This window comes from Pirellulales bacterium, assembly GCA_036499395.1.
Taxonomy (GTDB): domain Bacteria; phylum Planctomycetota; class Planctomycetia; order Pirellulales; family JACPPG01; genus JACPPG01.
The window spans coordinates 63,778-79,850 of the sequence record DASYDW010000030.1 but is presented as its reverse complement, the minus strand read 5'-3'; the positions used below and the strand labels follow the sequence as shown (position 1 = coordinate 79,850).

Genomic DNA, 16,073 nt, shown 5'->3' with positions numbered 1-16,073 from the left:
TCGGGCATACATTATGATAAGGTTCCCTTAAGAGGCCAACCATGCGAATCATACTCGCCGCCCCGCGCGGCTTCTGTGCCGGCGTCAACATGGCGATCGAAAGCCTGGAGCTGGCCATCAAGGTGTACGGCACGCCGATCTACGTCTATCACGAAATCGTCCACAACAAATACGTGGTCGATCGATTTCGCGAAGAGGGGGCCGTGTTCGTCGATTACCTGGAAGAAGTGCCCGAGGGGGCGACGCTGCTCTATTCAGCGCACGGGGTTTCGCCCGAGATACGTCGCATGGCCCAAGAGCGGCGCCTGCGAACGATCGATGCCACTTGTCCGCTGGTGACCAAGGTGCATCTCGAGGCGATTCGCTACGCACGCGACGGATATACCATCCTGCTGATCGGCCACGAGGGGCACGACGAAGTCATCGGCACGATGGGCGAGGCTCCCAACGCGATGCTGCTGGTGGAAACGCCCGAGGATGTCGACAGGCTGGAAATCGCGGATCCTTCGCGGCTGGCTTACCTGACCCAGACCACGCTCTCGGTCGACGATGCCAATCGCATCATCGAACGGCTGCGGGCCAGGTTTCCCCAGATATCGAATCCCCCCAAGGAAGATATCTGCTACGCCACGCAAAATCGTCAGGAAGCGGTGAAGCTGCTGTCGAGCGACGCAAACCTGGTGCTGGTGCTCGGCAGTCAGAACAGCTCGAATAGTCAGCGGCTGGCCGAGCTAGCGCGGGAGAGCGGCGTGCGCGCCTACTTGATTGACGGTTCGGCCGATATCGACGTGGGCTGGTTCAACGGAGACGAGACGGTCCTCATCACGGCCGGGGCCAGTGCTCCGGAATTGGTGGTCGAGGACTGCGTCGAGTTCTTGCGAAAGCGCTTCGGAGCCACGGTCGAGACGAGCGTCGTTCGCGAAGAGGAAGTTTATTTCCCACTGCCGCGTGAGCTGCGGTCACTGGCCGCGGCGGGCGGCGTACCGCAGGCCGACGGATGATCCTCGGGCGTGCCGATATCCGGCACCCTTAACCCCCGGGCAGCAGATTTTCTTGCTTTCATCAGCGGCATCGCCCTGCGAGTTAAACTTACGTAGCTGTGCGCGGCGAATCTCACCGAGCAAGAGTCCTCTACGTTTGCCATGAAGATCGCGGACCTCGATTTTTTTCTGCTCGATCCCACGGCACGCGGCGCTGAAGGCGCCGAGCGCCCACTACTGGTGCGCCTGGCTACCAGCAACGGCCAGGAAGGTTGGGGCGAGGCTCATATTGCCTGGCGTGCCAGCGAACTGGCTCTGCGCCGCGAGCACGTGCTGCCGCTGCTGGCCGGACATAATGTTGTTGACGTAGAAGAGTTGCTTACGAAAGAGGCCCTGGCCCCGGCGGGGCTTCGCGCGGCCGTCGAGATGGCCTGCTGGGACTTGATCGCCGGTGCCGCGCGCCAACCACTGTACCGGATTTGGGGGGGCGAGTATCGGCCGCGCGTGCCATTGGCGATTCGATTGCCGTTTGGTTCGGCCGAGCGAACGGTGCAGTTGTCGCGCGATCTTGCGGCCCGCGGTTTTCATACACAGTCCGTTACCGCTTGCGGCGAAATCGACGACGACGTAGCCCTGGTCGACGCCGTGCGTCAGGCAACGTCGCAACGCGTCGCTCTACGCTTCGACGCTGCGGGGCGATACTCGGCCGTGGCCGCACGCGAACTTTGTCGCCGCCTCGAGGGGAAGGGGCTGCAACTTATCGTCGATCCTCTCGAAACTGGGCTCGACGGTCTTTTGTCGCTGGTCAGGCAAACGACGGTTCCGATGGCAGTTTGTTCGCCGGTTCGTTCGCCCGCGGATGTGTTGTCGCTTGTGCGCAGTGGTGCTGCCGCTCACCTGGTGATCGACATCGGCGCGGTTGGCGGACTGTGGATGGCGCGAAAATGCGCGATCGTGGCCGCGGCCGCGCAGTTGCCGGTTTCTCTGCGAGGCGGCGCGGGGCTGGGCGTGGCGCTGGCAGGAGTGCTGCACCTGGCGGCAGCGACGCCCAACCTGGGGCTGGCGCACGAGTGTGCGTCGTACCAGTTGCACCAGGACATCTTGCGCGAACGACTGACCATCGTCGACGGCACAATCTCGGTTCCGCAAGCCGCGGGATTAGGGATTTCTGTCGATCGGGCGCGGCTCGAATCCTACCTGGCGGCGTAGTAGATTCGCACCTCGTCTCGCTCGTAATTCTCGCTGTCGCCGTGCGGGACGTAGCGTTTCTGCCGCTTCTACCGGCCAGTCACTTGCCTGACCAATCTTTGCACGGGGCACTGCATGCACTGGCCGACAATCCAGTCATCCCGCGCGACCTATATATAGAGTGCGCACGCGCCTAGAACGCGTACTTAGACCTGCAGTACCAGCAACGCGCAAGCACGTGATTTTTCGGTCGGACACTCGAACGACGCATCCTACGAGGTTGGCGCTTTGTCCGTAGAACCATCGATAGAAACGTGTCCGGAGAGCACCGAGCTGGCCGCTTTGTTCGCGGGTCAGATGCCGGCTGCCGAGATGGCGCAATTGCTGCGGCACGCTGCCGGCTGCGATCGTTGCCTGCCACTATTACGTAGTGCAGGCCTGTCCATGTCGCTGGCGGCCGATGCGCCGCGCACGCCGGGGAGTGATACCGTGAAGGGCGAAAGGGCAATGTGGTCGTCATCTGCCACCGGGACACATCCCGAAGTCCGCAGCGCCAGTGTCGCAGATACGCCGACCTGTGACAGTCCCCCGCCGACCTGGCGTGGGCTGCTCGCGGCGCCGCAAGCAGATGACGAATTAGGACGCCTCGGCGGCTATCGCATTTTGCGCGTGCTGGGCGAAGGGGGCATGGGCATCGTCTTCGAGGCCGAGGACATCAGCCTGGGCCGCCGCGTGGCCATCAAAGTCTTGCGCTCCGCCGAGATCGATCAGGCACAGCGCAAGCGGTTCCTGCAAGAAGCACAGCTCGTGGCCTCGCTGTCGAGCGACCACATCGTCACGGTGCATCAGGTCGGCGAAGAAGCCGGTTGCATGTATATCGTGATGGAGTTGCTGCGCGGCGAGACGCTCGACGCCCGACTACGGCGCGACCGCTCGTTGCCGCTGGCAGAAATGCTGCGAATCGCGCGGGAAGTAGCCGAGGGGTTGTCCGCCGCACATGAAAGGCAACTGGTACATCGCGACATCAAGCCCGCGAACATTTGGCTCGAAACGCGCCGCCCTGACGAGCCGGCACGGCGAGTAAAGCTGCTTGACTTCGGCGTTGCGCGGCCACTCGCGGTACACGAACATCTGACGATGGGCGGACAGATCATCGGCACGCCTGCCTACATGTCTCCCGAACAGGCCTGCGGAATGCCGATCGACCAGCGTTCGGATCTGTTTTCGCTGGGCACGATCATGTACGCGATGCTGGTCGGCAAATCCCCTTTCGATCGCGCTAGCTATTTGCACGTGCTGAAGGCCGTAGTCGAAGAGCCGCACGCGCCGCTAACGGAATGGGTTCCCGGCGTGCCGACGCATTTGACACAACTCGTCGACCGATTGCTGGCAAAAGATGCCAAGGCCCGACCCGTCTCGGCCCGAGCCGTGGCGGACGAAATCCGTCGCATAGAACAAAGCCTGACGAGCACAGGTATGGTTCCGCCAGAATTCTCCTCGACCACCGCGACGCGGCCCACACAGTTTCGCAAGCGGCTGGGATGGGGCGTCTGGGCGGGCGCCGTGGCCATTCTGGCGGCGGCGGCGCTCGGGCTGTTGTCGCAATATCACCACCTCCTTGAATTGAAACATAGCAACGCGATTGAAAGCTCGGTTATGGCGGCGCTGGGCGAGCATTCGCCGAGCGTTTCACAATCGGCAGCTCCTGCCAAGCCGACGAGCGATCCGCCAGCCGCGTCCGCACCGGCGAACGAAGTCGCGTCAAGCGACGCCGCAGCGCCACCCGCCACGGATCTACCCCCCATCAAAATCGGCATTATTCACTCGCTATCCGGCCCGATGGCGACGAGCGAGCGGTCGATCGTGGATGCGTTCCTGATGGCGGTGAAGGAGATCAACGAATCTGGCGGCTTGCTAAATGGCCGCGAGGTGCAAGCGATCGTCCGCGACGGCAAGTCGAACGAATATATCTTTGCCGAACAGGCCGAGGATTTGATTACCAATGAGCATGTCGTCACGCTCTTTGGCTGCTGGCGCTCGCCGTGCCGAAAGATGGTCGAAGAGGTTTGCCGTCGGCATGACCACTTGCTCGTCTATCCCACGACTTACGAAGGAATGGAAGAGTCCCCTTACGTCATTTATATGGGGGGCGCGCCGAATCAGCAGATCGTGCCGGCTACCAAGTGGGCGTTTGCCTTTCTCGGCAAGCGTAAATTTTTCTTGATCGGCGCCGACGGCGTCTACTCGCACTGTGCCCACGAAATCATTCGTGACGAGGTGGCCGCGCTCGGCGGGCAAGTCGTCGGCGACGGCTACCGGCCCTTGGGAGATACCAACTTTGGCGATCTGGCCCGGCAAGTCGTCGAATCGGGTGCGGACGCGGTTATGAATACCGTCAGCGGCGCGGGAAACATCAGCATGTTCAATCATTTGCGCGAAGCGGGCGTGACATCGGAATCCGTGCCCACGATCTCGTTTAAGGTCACGGAAGAGGATTTGCTGAACATCTCGGCGATGGGGCACGACCTGGCCGGGGACTATGCTGTCTGGAGTTATTTCCAGAGCGTGAATACGCAGGACAACATCGATTTTCTCGATCGTCTGCGACAGCGCTACGGACCGGCGCGCGTGGCCACGGATCCGATGGCGGCCGCTTATGCCGGCATGCACATGTGGGGTTACGCCGTCGACGAATGTAAAACGGATCGCGTGTCCGATATTCGCGCGGCGATGATCCACCAAACGCTTAACGCGCCCGAAGGACCCGTGGAAATTGAAGCAGATAACCACCACGCGTGGCGGCAGGCATTGATTGGCCGAATCGACGACGATTTGCAATTCGACATTGTGTGGAGTTCGCCAAAACCGATCGTGCCCGAGCCGTTTCCCGCCTCGCGCACGCGCGGAGAATGGCTGCAATTCCAGAAAAAGCTCTATCAAAAATGGGGGGGGCAGTGGCGGGCCAATGCGCCGGCCAAGCCACGCTAGCCCAAACGCCTAACCGTTCTCTTTTCGCTTTGAAGCGGTCGACACTCTCATGATCGAGTATCAATCCGAACGCTGGTGGCGCACGACTTGCGCCTTTTATGGCACGGTGCTGCCAAACGTTCTGGGCCGGGTCGGGCTGCTCACCTGTTTCAGCCTGGTGCTGTGTGTACTCGACGAGTACGTGTTCCGCCGTTACGGATTTCCGCTGCCTTCGCTCGATCAGCTTGGACATTCGGTACTCGGCGTGGCAATGAGTATGTTGATCGTCTTTCGCACCAACTCGTCGAACAATCGGTACTGGGACGGACGAACATTCTGGGGCGTACTGGTCAATGGCTCGCGCAATCTGGCCCGATTGGGCTCACGCTACGCGGGACCTGCCGAAGACCTGCCGCCGCTGATCACGGCGTACGCGACGGCGGTGCGCGAGACTCTGCGCGGTGGCTTCGAGTACAAAAGCATCGCCAACCTCGTGCCGGGGCGTCTGGCACGACAAGCGGCTGCCGCCTCGAATCCTCCGACGGTCCTGGCCGGCGCGATCAGCGATTGGATCAATCACCGCCGCATCGATGGACAGCTCGATAACTACCAGGCCATGGCGATGGAACAGGTTCTCAGCAGCATGGTCGACGCGCAGGGGGGGTGCGAGCGCATTCAGAAGACCCCCCTGCCGTTTGTGTACGCCTCGCTGATTCGGCAGTTGCTGTTGATCTATCTCGGTTCGTTGCCGTTCGTGCTGGTGGGCCGAATGGGATATGCCGCGCCGCTGGTTGTCGCGGTGGTCTCGTTCGGCATGCTAGGCATCGAGGAAGCAGGAGCGGAAATCGAACGTCCGTTCGGCGTCGATCCGAATTGCCTACCGCTTGAACGTATCTGCGGCACCATCGCCCGCGACACAAAGACGCTATGTGTCCCGTACGAAGCGCAGACGGTCTAAGCGATTGCCAGCCGAGAGCGCGGATTTCTCGCCGGGCGATATAATCGTGCGAACCTGTCGCCCCCGTTTGTGGTCCAGCAAGAAGCAGCCCGGGGATTTGCAGGTAGAGCCCCATACGGCCGTGCTCGGGGAGGCCCTGATGGCCACGCCAAGGATGTTGACGATTCGGGAAATGGAAGCCGGCCTGGACCTGATTCGTCGATCGCCACAAGGGACGGGCAGGGTCGAGATGATCGTCCGCCGCCCGCAAATCGGCGCGCGCGAGGTCATTACCGAGGCGACGCTCGACACCCATGTCGGGCTGGTCGGCGACAATTGGTTGGCGCGCGGTTATCGGCGCACCGCCGATGGCTCGGCGCATCCTGACATGCAATTGACGTTGATGAACGCGCGGGCCATTGCGCTGGTCGCGCAAACGAAAGACCGCTGGGCACTGGCCGGCGATCAACTGTTCGTCGATTTTGATCTCAGCGACGCACACATTCCGCCGGGCACGCAACTGCGGATCGGGACGGCGCTGGTCGAGGTAACCGCCGAACCGCACACGGGCTGCCGGCAATTCGCGGCACGCTTTGGAAAGGATGCCGTGAAATTCGTGAATTCACCGATCGGCAAGCATTTGCATTTGCGTGGCATCAACGCGAAAATCATTCGGAGCGGACGATTCTGCCTCGGGGACACCATCAGCAAAACCGATTCCTGACTTTGCTACAGCACGTCCGGCGGACGTCCGATCATACTGGCAGCGCAACGACCGGCGAGAGTGTCATAATGCGGGGCGTGTATGCCCAGAGCCGTCGCTGGCGCGATAAATGCAGACTTAAATGATCGATGAAGCATCCAGGCGCCCTTGGAGCGAGGGAACCATGACCGCTCGAAAGCATCCGCAGGCCTCGCAAGAACCGACGTCAAATAAGCCCAACTCGCCCAGCGATCAGGATCCGAAAGTCCCGCGTCCCGAAGTAGGTAAGCCGGAAAGAGCCGAGCCGCCGGTTCCCGAAGATCCCGTGGACGAGTCCTCCTGGGAGTCATTCCCGGCCAGCGACTCGCCAGCTCATTGAAAGCAAAATGCTAAGCGGCGACTAAATGCTGCAGCATTTCTCCCCGCGCCCAGGGTGCGCACGCCCCTTTTTGGCTGTTAAAATCGGCCAGTCGAATCATTAACTCGTCCGGTGAATTCGCAAAAGGGGTAACGCATGGTGCGCTCGCTGAACTCTTCGCTGCCACTCACTGCGCTGTTAGTGACGATGGCGAATCTCGCCTGTTCGGCGCACGGTGCTGAATATCAGCTCGACCGCTTCAAGGTGATTCCTCTAACGGATACCTATTACTCGGAAGGGGCCAATGTCGGCGATCTCGATGGCGACGGCGTCATCGATGCGGTTTACGGTCCATACTGGTTTGCAGGGCCGCTGTTCACCGAGAAGCACGAGATCTTCGCCGTGAAGCCTCAACCGGTCGAAGGTTACGCGAACCACTTTTTCTCCTGGGTTTACGATTTCAATGGCGACGGCCGTCCGGACATCCTCACTGCGGGATTTCCGGGAACGCCCGCCTTCGTTTACGAAAACCCAGGCTCGGCCGGATTCGACAAGCATTGGCCGCGTCGTAAGGTGCTCGACTCGGTCTGCAACGAATCACCGCAGTTGTTGAACATCGTGGGAGACGAGCGGCCGGAACTTGTTTGCACGCACGATGGCTATTTCGGCTATGCCACGATCGATTGGAACCAGCCATTTCAAGAGTGGCAGTTCCACAATGTGTCCGAACGCAACGCGCCAAAACCTTTTGGCCACGGTCTAGGCGTGGGCGATATCGACGGCGACGGTCGGCAGGACATCATTACCAAGGATGGATGGTTTGCTCAACCTTCGTCGCTCGACGCCGGGCAGTGGGAATTCCATCCGGTCGAGTTCGCCGGTCCCGGCGGCGCCGAAATGTACGCGTATGACGTCGACGGCGACGGCGATAGCGACGTGATCACGAGCCTCGCGGCGCATGAATTCGGCCTCGCTTGGTACGAGCAGAAGCGGCAGGGTGACCGCATCGAGTTTACGCCGCACGTCATCATGGGAAGCGAGGCGGCTGCGAACCGTTACGGTCTGCTTTTCAGCGAACCACACTCCGTGAATTTGGCCGATATCGACGGCGACGGTCTGAAGGACATCGTCACCGGCAAGACGTACTATTCACACCACAAGCAAAGCCCGCTGTGGGACGCAGGTGCCGTGGTCTTCTGGTTCAAGCTGGCCCGCACCAAGGACGGCATCGATTGGATTCCCTATCGGGCCGCGGATGACACCGGCATCGGCCGGCAATTAACGGTGGCCGATATCAATGGTGATAAGCTGCCAGACATGATCGTCGGAGGGATGAAGGGCGCGCATGTGCTGCTGCATGAACGTGCGACTGTCAGCCGCGACGAGTGGGAGGCGGCGCAACCCAAGCCCGTCGCACCAGCCGAAAAATAAAGCGCGGGCGAGAAATAGCATGGCCTGCGGTTTACTTGTCGAGCTATTTATCCAGCGCGACAGTATTCGAAACTGAGTTGCCAAATGTGTCATAACCGTCGAACTGCCAGACGACTTTTTTCGAATTCGGTTCGACCTCGACGACGAGCGGCTGTCCCGGCCCGGCATGGCAGTTACCGATCAGGTAGTTGCCGTTCGGTAGCACGGCCAACGTCGTGACCCAAGCTAGCGTGATGCCGGCCAGGTCCTTTTGCCCGATCTGCCAGACGATCTCCTTTTTCGGCGTAACTTCCAGAACGCCGTGACCATTGCCCGTCGAGATCAGCGTGTTGCCGTTGGCCAGTCGCAGCGCGGCGAAGCATTTGTTTCCAAAGCCTTCAGGCCCGTGCCCATCCTTTTTTTGCTGACCAAAGAGTGGGACTTCGTAATCCCACACAATCTTGCCTGCCGCGTCATATTCACGCACCACGCCATCCCCTTCGTGGCAGACGAGGTAGTGGCCGTCAGGCAGCTTTCGCGCCAGGCGCGTGTCGGTGTGCGGATGGGGATGGTCGACTTTCAGCTTGAGTTCGTGAATCAGGTGCCCGTCCCGATCCACTTCGATGATGCGACCCGGCCCGCTTTCGGCGATCATCACTCGCCCGTTACCGAGCGGCTGAAACGCATGAACCTCGACCGGCTTGCCCTGATTGCCGTTGGCCGTGGCGGAATCGTACGACCAGACAACCTTTTTCGTCGCGGGGTCGATCTCGACGACTTTGTTCGCCCCTTGCTGCATCATGAAATGTCCGTCCGGAACCACGGCCACGTCATGAATGCCGCCTCAAGGCATTTGCCACTCGATCGTGCCATCGCGGTCGACGATCGCGAGCTTGTCATTTCCTTGCACAAGCAAACGCTGGGCATGGGCTGTCCCTGTCGCAGCGAGAAGAATTGCACAGAACGCCGAGATAAATACCGCCCGCAGTGGGTGCTGTCGTCGCATGTGTCTCTTTCTGATTGAACGTGCCGCGTTTTATTGGCGTTCCAGGCCCTACGGTAAGGCGATTTACCGGCATGCCGGGGCCTTCCATACGTGGGCAATTCCCTTCAGATTTGTGTATACTGTACCCTGACTTTTGCTTCCTGCCTGCCTGGGTTCCTCGCCTTCTTCGAAATCAGCATTGCCACGCTGGATGAATTCTCATTTCGACAAGTTGCGACTGCCGGCAACCCGGCGTGTCATCGGTGCGTTAACCGCGCTTTTATGCCTGACGCCCTTCGAGTTTTTGCGCGCGGCCGAAGCAAACGCCCCCTCGGCGCCGGTGGTAGATTTCCGCACGGTTATCCAGCCCATCCTGGCCCAACGTTGCTACCGCTGTCACGGGCCTGATCAGGCCAAGGGGGGCTTGCGACTCAATAGTCGCGATGGAGCGTTTGCCGAGTTGGAATCCGGTGGTCACGCGATCGTCGCCAACCAGCCAAGCGAGAGCCTTCTTTTGGAGCGCATCACCGCGACCGAAGAGGGCGTGCGTATGCCCCCCGAGGGCAAGCCCCTAACGGCCGATCAAGTGCGGGCGCTCAACGATTGGATCGCGTCCGGTGCCAAATGGGAAAACCATTGGGCGTTCGAGCCCGTCATGCGCCCGACTCTTCCACAAGTCGACAACGAGGCATGGAATCATAATCCCATCGATCGTTTCGTATTCAGCAAGCTTGCGGCCCATGGTCTCGCACCAGCGCCGCCGGCCGAAAAGGCATCGCTCTTGCGACGGCTCTACTTCGACCTGACCGGGCTACCTCCGTCCCCCGAGGAGATCGACGCGTTCCTGGCGGACACGACGGACGACGCCTACGAAAAGGTCGTTGATCGATTGCTGTGCTCTCCGCGCTATGGCGAACGTTGGGGGCGTCATTGGCTGGACCTGGTTCGCTTTGCCGACACGAACAGCTTCGAGCGCGACGGCGTGAAACCGAACGCGTGGCGGTTTCGCGATTATGTGATCCGATCGTTCAACGACGACAAACCCTACGACCGGTTTCTGCGCGAGCAACTGGCTGGCGACGAATTGCCCGATGCTTCTAACGAATCGCTGACCGCGACCGGCTATTACCGTCTTGGGTTGTGGGACGACGAGCCGGCCGATCCGCTGCAAGCCCGCTACGACGAGCTCGACGACATCGTAGCCACGACCGGGCAGGTCTTCCTTGGGCTGACAATCAATTGCGCCCGCTGCCACGACCATAAGCTCGACCCGATTCCGCAGGCCGACTATTACCGCATGGTGTCGTTCTTTAACGAGATCGACCGTTACAACACCAAAACCTGTCAGGTCGACATTTCTCCCCCCGAAATCGCCGAGCAATATCGCGACGTTGAGGCGCGCAAGGCAACCCTGCGCGAAGCGATGCTGCTGCTCGAACGCACAGGCATCGAGAAAATGTCTGCCGAGGATCAGCGCCGGACCGAAGGGCCCGAGCGCGATGCCGTTCTGAAGAAGAATCTGCAAAGCTGTCTCAGCGAGGAATCGTGGCAAGAGTACAGCAAGCGCAAGGACGAACTAACCGAGGTGGAAAAGACCGTGCTTCCGCCGCGCGAAACGCTGTTGGGGCTCGGCAAAACTTTGGAGGGTCCACCGCCGGCTTTCATTCTTGCACGTGGTAATCCGCATGTGCCGGGGGCCGAGGTGCAGCCCGCCTTTCTGACCGCGCTCGGCGGTGGCGAACCATCGATCACCGATCGTGGCCGCGCGTCGAGAACGTCAGGTCGTCGCACGGCGCTAGCAGACTGGATCGCCTCGCCGACGAATCCGCTCACCGCGCGGGTCGTTGTGAATCGGGTCTGGCAGCATCATTTCGGCCGCGGCTTGGTCCGCTCGTCGAGCAATTTTGGCAGCCTGGGAAATCCTCCCACGCATCCGGAACTGCTCGATTGGCTAGCGGCAGAGTTCGTCGATCTTGGTTGGCATTTCAAGCCGCTGCACCGGCTGATCGTCACCTCGAACGCTTATCGCATGTCGTCGGCCGGGAATTCGCAAGCCCTGGCCAAGGATCCTGAGAATGATCTCTTGTGGCGCTTCGACATGCGCCGGCTGGGGGCCGAAGAGGTTCGCGACGCCATGCTCGCCGCCACCGGTCAATTGAACTTGAAGATGTTCGGTCCAGGCACGTACCCCAAGATGTCGCAGGAAGTGCTGCAGACTCAGTCGATCCCCGGCAATGGCTGGGGTGACTCTTCGCCCGAGGAGCAAAATCGGCGCAGCATTTACATTCACATCAAGCGGTCGCTGGTTTTGCCGATCCTGGCCGAGTTCGATGTTTGCGATACCGACGGCAGTTGCGCGGTGCGGTTTGCCACGACTCAGCCGACACAGGCGCTAGCGATGCTCAATGGCGAATTCGCCCACGAGCAGGCCGCGGCGCTGGGCCGGCGCGTAAAGTCCGAAGTGGCCGAGGGGCTCGACGGTCAGATCGCCAGGGCCTTGCGATTGGCGCTGGCCAGGCCCGTCGAGTCGCGGCAAATCGAGCAAGGGGCGCGATTGATCGAGCGGCTGCAGACGCAACATGGGCTGACCGCCGACAAGGCCTTCGAGTATTACTGCCTGACAGTGCTTAATCTGAACGAATTCGTTTACCTGGATTGACCAGACATGGCTAACGACATACCGCATGGATCGTTTTGCCGCCGCACCCGGCGCGAATTCCTCTGGCAGGCGGGCGGGGCGTTCACATCGGTGGCCCTGGCCGGCATGCTCGGCCGAGACGGTTTTCTGGCGTCGCAATTACGCGCGGCCGATGGCGTGACACCATTTGCCAATCCGCTCGCACCCAAGCCGGCGCATTTCGCTCCGAAAGCGAAAAGCGTGATCTTCTTGTTCATGTACGGCGGGCCGAGCCACGTCGATACGTTCGATTACAAGCCGATCCTTTACAAGCTCGACGGACAGACGATCCCGGTTAAGACCAAGGGACGCGGCGGCTCGAAAAACGAAGGGCGCGTCGTCGGGCCGAAATGGACGTTCAAGCAATACGGGCAGTCGGGCCAATGGGTCTCGGAGCTGTTTCCGCATCTCAGCGGACACGTGGACGATATCGCCTTCATCAAATCGATGACGGCCGATTCGCCGATTCACGGTTCGGCGATGTTGCAAATGAACTCAGGCAAGATACTCAGCGGCAGCCCAGCGCTAGGGTCCTGGGTGAACTACGGCCTGGGAACCGTAAATGAGAATTTGCCAGGCTTCGTCGTGATGCTTGACCCCAGCGGCGGTCCGATCAGCGGCGCCAAAAACTGGTCGAGCGGTTACATGCCGGCCACATACCAAGGAACGCTATTGCGCTCCAAGGGAGCGCCGATTCTCGATCTGAATCTGCCGGAAGGCATGACTCAAGGAGTCGAGCGCGATTTATTGGATGCATTGCACACGGCCAACAGCGATCACCTGGCCGGGCATGCCGACAATAGCAACCTGGCGGCGCGGATCGCCAGTTATGAGCTGGCGTACAAGATGCAACAGTACGCACCCGATGCGATCGATCTTGGGCAGGAAACGCAACAAACGCTCGACATGTACGGCGTCAATCAGGAACGTACACGCGACTTTGGTCGCCGCTGCCTGTTGGCGCGGCGGTTGGTCGAACGCGGTGTCCGCTTCATTCAGCTCTATTCCGGCGGATCGCACAACGACGCCAATTGGGACGCGCACGGCGACCTGGAAAAGAACCATAATTTCCACGCCGGCAATACCGATCAACCCATCGCGGCGCTACTAGCGGATCTCAAGCAGCGCGGCCTATTGGACGAAACGTTGATCGTCTGGGGTGGTGAGTTCGGTCGCCAGCCCACGGCCGAATATGCCAAGGGGACCGGCCGCGATCACAACGCTTACGGCTTTACAATGTGGATGGCCGGCGGCGGCATCAAGGGGGGGCAAAGCGTCGGCACGACTGATGAACTAGGTGCGGCCGCCGTCGAGCACCCCTTCCACGTCAAGCATCTGCACGCCACGATCCTGAACCAAATGGGATTGGACCCCAACGCGCTCTCGTACTTCTACGGTGGGCTGGATCAAAAACTGGTAGGGGTCGAGCAGGTCGAGCCGATCCGGCAGATTATCTAAGCGGTCGCCCGCGGTCACCGGATCACACGGCGCATAGCTTCCAAATCTCGTCGCCGATCTTGCTGCCTGCCGTGGTGCAACGCATCATGGAGTGAATCGTTTTCTCGGCCTCTACCGCCTCCGCAGTCGGCTGCCATTTATGTCCGCATCGAACGAACTTTTGGCAGCCGCGATCGAGATGCATCGCTCGGGCAAGCTGGCCGCGGCGCTCCCTCTGTATCAGGCGGTGCTCGCGCAAGAAAGCGATAACGCCGATGCCCTGCATTTGCTGGGGGTCTTGCATCACCAGCAAGGGGATCAGCCCAAGGCAATCGAATTGATCGGCCGTGCCGTGGCCCTGCGTCCCAGCGCTTACGCGTTTCACGCCAACCTGGCCGAAGCGTACCGCGCGCAAGGGCAATTCGAGCGCGCCATCGGCTGCTGCCGCATGGCTCTGTCGATGCGGTCCGACTATCCCGAGGCGCTCTGTAATCTCGGCGCCTCGCTGCAGGGATTGGGAAAGCAGGCCGAATCGATCGAGCATTTTCGCCATGCACTCGAACTGTGGCCCGATTTCGCCGTGGCGCACAATAACCTCGGCATTGCCCTGCGTGAGACAGACGCGTGCGACGAGGCGCTCGAACATTTTCGCCGCGCCGTCGAATTAGATCCGGCATTTGCCCCGGCCCAGACGAACTTGGGGCAAATGCTGCTCGACCGTGGCGACGCCGAAAAAGCCCTGCCGCATTGCCAGGAGGCCGTTCGGCTGCAGCCAAACGTCGCGGCCATGCATCACAATCTGGCCAATGCGCTGCGTGGGCTCGAACGTTTCGTCGACGCACGCGTGGCCTACTTCGAGGCCTTGCGCCTTGATCCCAACCTAGCCATGGCGCATGCCCACCTGGGCCTGACGCTAGTGCGCGAGGATAAACCAGCCGAGGCCTTGCAGTGGCTCAAGAAAGCCACCGAACTCGAACCGGAAAACGCCTCGTTCTGGGAATACCTGGCCGAAGCGTACGACGAGTGCGAAGACCCAGCGCAAGCAATTCCGTGTTGGCGCCGCGTGCTCGAACTCGGAGAGGACCGTGCCGGACCGCATCTGGCACTCGGCTGGGCCCTGCAAGAAGAAGGGAAAGTCGACGAGGCCGTCGAGCATTATCAGGCGGCCGTTCGGTTGCAGCCCGAGGGGGGCATGGCGCCGATGAGCATGGCCGGAGTCTATGAGGAACAAGGCAAACTGCCCGAAGCCGAGGCAGAGCTGCGCGAGGCAATCGCGTTACAGCCGACGTTCGCGCTACCTCACGCTCGCCTGGCGACGCTCTTGCGCGGCAAGTTTTCCGATGCGGATCTCGCCGCGCTCGAAGAGCGCATTGCCGACGAGAAAATCGGTAACGGACCTCGTGCGCGGATGTTCTTTGGCCTAGCGCACGTCCTGGACGCTCGCGGCGATTTTGTGCGGGCCGCTGAATGTCTGCGGCAGGCCAACGCCCTGACCTTGGAATTGAACCGCACGCGTCGCGAATACTCCGCCGACGAGCATCGGCAATTCGTCGACATGGTGCTCACGCAGTTCAGCAGCGACTTTTTTTCCCGGCTGCGCGGGGCAGGATCGGATTCACTGCGTCCCGTATTCGTATTCGGGCTTCCCCGCTCTGGCACAACTTTGACCGAGCAGGTGCTGGCCAGCCATCCCGCGATTCATGGCGCGGGAGAGTTACGGCATGTGCGCCAATCGTTCGAGTCGTTGCCCGCAGCGACGGGGCACGCCGGTCCGCCACGTGAATGCGTCGCCAGGCTGACACCGACGATCATCGCACGCATCGCCGAGAAGCATTTGCAGAATCTGGCCACGCTCGACGGTGGGCAGACGCCGCGCATTGTCGACAAGATGCCCGACAACTATATGTACCTTGGATTCCTGGCCGCACTGTTTCCCCGGGCCACGTTCATCCATTGCCGGCGCGACCTGCGCGACATCGCAGTCTCGTGTTGGATGACCGACTTCCGCAGCATTCGTTGGGCCAATGCGTCTGAGCATCTCACGACGCGGTTCGAGCAATACCGCCGCTTGATGGAGCACTGGGGCTCGCATCTACCCCGACCGGTTCATCACGTCGATTATGAAGAGACCGTCGACGACCTCGAGGGCGTGGCCCGCCGGCTGATCGCAGCCTGCGGATTGGAGTGGGACCCGGCCTGCCTGCAGTTTTATACGCATAAACGGGTGGTGCGGACCGCCAGCGTGACGCAGGTACGGCAGCCGGTTTACCGGCAGTCGGTCGCCCGCTGGAAAAACTACGAAGCGGACCTGGCCGATGTCTTTGCGTCTCTCACCCCCGCGGCTCCCGCAGACGAAGCAAGCTCGAAACCCGGATAAGCGTTGACACGGCTTCGCCAAGAGCATAGTTGTGATGAGGAAAATCCGGCAAAC

12 protein-coding genes are annotated in these 16,073 nt (G+C 60.9%); 10 read left to right on the top strand and 2 right to left on the bottom strand.

Annotated features, from left to right (window positions below; translation table 11 throughout):
- Positions 1-41 precede the first annotated feature (41 nt).
- The 7 genes from ispH to VGN12_05900 all read left to right on the top strand — a co-directional run bounded on the left by ispH (position 42) and on the right by VGN12_05900 (position 8,564).
- The gene (ispH, locus tag VGN12_05930) at positions 42-1,001 is read left to right on the top strand and encodes a 4-hydroxy-3-methylbut-2-enyl diphosphate reductase (protein ID HEY4308973.1); all 960 of its coding nucleotides are present in this window, start codon (positions 42-44) and stop codon (positions 999-1,001) included.
- A gap of 141 nt (positions 1,002-1,142) precedes the next feature.
- Positions 1,143-2,189, top strand: a complete 1,047-nt coding sequence (locus VGN12_05925) for an enolase C-terminal domain-like protein (GenBank protein HEY4308972.1) — start codon at positions 1,143-1,145, stop codon at positions 2,187-2,189.
- 267 nt (positions 2,190-2,456) lie between these two features.
- A complete protein-coding gene (locus VGN12_05920; protein ID HEY4308971.1) occupies positions 2,457-5,156 on the top strand; it encodes a transporter substrate-binding protein in 2,700 nt (899 codons plus the stop codon).
- Positions 5,157-5,205: 49 nt separating this feature from the next.
- On the top strand, positions 5,206-6,093 hold the full coding sequence (locus VGN12_05915; GenBank protein HEY4308970.1) for a bestrophin family ion channel: 888 nt from the start codon (positions 5,206-5,208) through the stop codon (positions 6,091-6,093).
- A 139-nt stretch (positions 6,094-6,232) separates the two neighbouring features.
- Entirely contained in the window at positions 6,233-6,796 is a 564-nt protein-coding gene (locus VGN12_05910; GenBank protein ID HEY4308969.1) for a hypothetical protein, read from the top strand.
- Between the two features lie 163 nt (positions 6,797-6,959).
- Positions 6,960-7,154, top strand: a complete 195-nt coding sequence (locus tag VGN12_05905; GenBank protein ID HEY4308968.1) for a hypothetical protein — start codon at positions 6,960-6,962, stop codon at positions 7,152-7,154.
- Positions 7,155-7,289: 135 nt separating this feature from the next.
- On the top strand, positions 7,290-8,564 hold the full coding sequence (locus VGN12_05900) for a VCBS repeat-containing protein (GenBank protein ID HEY4308967.1): 1,275 nt from the start codon (positions 7,290-7,292) through the stop codon (positions 8,562-8,564).
- A 43-nt stretch (positions 8,565-8,607) separates the two neighbouring features.
- On the opposite strand, the gene VGN12_05895 is transcribed toward VGN12_05900, so the two are convergent.
- Complete coding sequence (locus VGN12_05895) at positions 8,608-9,372, bottom strand: PQQ-binding-like beta-propeller repeat protein (protein HEY4308966.1); 765 nt, start codon at positions 9,370-9,372, stop codon at positions 8,608-8,610.
- A 15-nt stretch (positions 9,373-9,387) separates the two neighbouring features.
- On the bottom strand, positions 9,388-9,549 hold the full coding sequence (locus VGN12_05890) for a hypothetical protein (GenBank protein ID HEY4308965.1): 162 nt from the start codon (positions 9,547-9,549) through the stop codon (positions 9,388-9,390).
- A 190-nt stretch (positions 9,550-9,739) separates the two neighbouring features.
- Here VGN12_05890 and VGN12_05885 point away from each other — a divergent pair, with 190 nt between their 5' ends.
- The 3 genes from VGN12_05885 (at position 9,740) to VGN12_05875 (ending at position 16,019) form a co-directional block, all read left to right on the top strand.
- Positions 9,740-12,187, top strand: coding sequence for a PSD1 and planctomycete cytochrome C domain-containing protein (locus tag VGN12_05885; GenBank protein ID HEY4308964.1), 2,448 nt, complete (start codon positions 9,740-9,742; stop codon positions 12,185-12,187).
- Between the two features lie 6 nt (positions 12,188-12,193).
- Positions 12,194-13,663, top strand: coding sequence for a DUF1501 domain-containing protein (locus tag VGN12_05880; protein HEY4308963.1), 1,470 nt, complete (start codon positions 12,194-12,196; stop codon positions 13,661-13,663).
- A gap of 139 nt (positions 13,664-13,802) precedes the next feature.
- Positions 13,803-16,019, top strand: coding sequence for a tetratricopeptide repeat protein (locus tag VGN12_05875; protein ID HEY4308962.1), 2,217 nt, complete (start codon positions 13,803-13,805; stop codon positions 16,017-16,019).
- Positions 16,020-16,073 lie beyond the last annotated feature (54 nt).